The following is a 2,046-nucleotide window of genomic DNA, read 5'->3' on the forward strand; positions in this document are numbered from 1 at the left end:
TCATGCCAATCAGATTATCAGATTTTGGCTCGACCTCAAGGAGTTGTTATCAAATCTGCCTCTTTGGTCCGATTCTCCTCCCTCTCAAAACAGCTCCAACTGATCCGCTTTCTTTTTCCCCCGTGCACTCAACTGACTCCGGCGACGTTCGAGCAGGTGTTCCTCAATATCGGCTAAATACGGAGAAGGAGACATGGCTTGCACCGTCCCGCGCCAGCGGCGTTTCCTGGCCTGACACAGATAGAGTTTGGTTTTTGCCCGCGTGACGCCGACGTAGAACAGACGGCGCTCTTCCTCAAGATCGGCAGCTTCGGCTTTGCCCCAGGTCAGCGGGAGAATGCCGTCTTCACAGCCAACGATAAAAACAACGGAGAATTCCAAACCTTTGGCGGCGTGGAGGGTGAGTAAGGAAATCCGGTCGGCGCGCGGGTCCCAGGTATCGACCTGCGTTTCCAGCGCAAGGGTAGAGAGAAAGCGGTCCAGATCGTCCCCGCACTCCTGAGCGACGGGTTGCAGGAGTTCAAGGGCCGCTCTTGTCTCTGCTCCTGCCCCAGTGGCCTCAGCTTTTTCACACGCGGCTTCAAGCCGCGCCACCAGAGCGCCGTCGCCGGGCTGTTCGCGCAGAGTATCGAGCAGTAGCGCCACCCCAGGATGGTCGAGTAGCCGCGTATGGGCGTGTTTCTGAAACGGCATACCCGAACGGTGAAGGGCCTCAACGACCGCCTCTGCTTGGGCTTCGGTTCGGTACAGCACGGCGATGTCAGAAAAGGAGACGGCCCGGTCTTCGGCGTCTCGGGATCGACCGCTATCAATCGAAAAGAAGCTGTGTCCGCCCAGCAGCGTTTCGATTGAGTGCACGACGAACTCGGCCTCGGCCTTCTCCGTCCGCGCTTCGTGGAGCGTGATTAAGCTTGGGGTGTCGGCAAGGACCGGGGTGGACTTCTGCTCGGACCCGGACGGCGCAATGACCTGGGAAGAGAGATGGACGATGTTACTGTCAGAGCGATAATTCCGCGTCAGTCGGACCACTTGCGCACCCGGGAAGTCGGCGGTGAACTGGGCGAAGAAACGGACGTCCGCTCCACGGAAACGATAAATGGCCTGATCCGGGTCGCCAATCGCACAGATGTTTCCGTCAGGCGGCACGAGTAGCTTGATGAGGCGGACCTGCTGCTCGTCCACGTCCTGATATTCGTCAATACACACCCATTGGGAGCGCTCACGATAGGCGTCACGCAGGCCGGTGTCGGACTCGAAGACCTGAATCGTGCGGCCAATCAGGTCATCGAAATCGACCAGATTCCGCGCGTCCAATTCCTGTTGGTAGCGGTGATAGATGTCAATCTGGCGGTCCTCGGCCGGTGCCTGTCCCGTGCGCTTTGCCACCGAAATGGCCGAGAGCAGGCTGCGCGTCTGGCGGGCCGAAACGCCGAGCGTTTCGCGTAACAGATGTTGACGCTCCGCGTCTGACGCGACCCGAAAGCCGCGCTGGAGACCCGCCGCGTTCCAATGCTCCTGGAGAACGGACATGCCCAAAGCGTGAAACGTAAAAAGCGGGATCTCGGCGGCAACAGCGGGCAGAAGACGGTGGAGGCGTTCTCGCATTTCGTCCGCGGCCCGACGGGTAAACGTAATGGCCAGACAGTGTTCGGGACGGACGCGGTGATTGCGTACGAGATGGGCAATGCGATGTGTGAGGGTGCGTGTTTTTCCGGAACCCGGCCCGGCAACAACCAGCAGCGGGCCGGCTGTAATCTCGGCGGCCCTCCGCTGGTCGCTATCAAGGCCGGCTAGGATATCCGCGGACGGTACCGCTGTTGTATCGTCTGAAGGCGCAGTAGACACGCTGGGAGTATGGGTTCGTGCAGCGTCTGCTTTTCGCCGTGTCGCCCTTCCCTGCTTGTGACTGTCCACTACACGCACATCGGTCGACGTATTTTCCTGCTTGGTCTGGAGCGGGGGCTCCTGTGTGAACAGCGACGCACCACTCGTCTTTTGGCGCAGCTCTTCCTCCCGAAACAGCCGGATTGTTCCGTACACGCCGTC

At 59.9% G+C, this 2,046-nt stretch carries 1 protein-coding gene; it reads right to left on the reverse strand.

Annotated features, from left to right (window positions below; genetic code table 11):
* Positions 1 to 84 precede the first annotated feature (84 nt).
* A complete protein-coding gene (locus OXG98_13075; GenBank protein ID MCY3772935.1) occupies positions 85 to 1,845 on the reverse strand; it encodes a UvrD-helicase domain-containing protein in 1,761 nt (586 codons plus the stop codon).
* Positions 1,846 to 2,046 lie beyond the last annotated feature (201 nt).

The organism is Gemmatimonadota bacterium, assembly GCA_026706345.1.
GTDB lineage: Bacteria > JAAXHH01 > JAAXHH01 > JAAXHH01 > JAAXHH01 > JAAXHH01.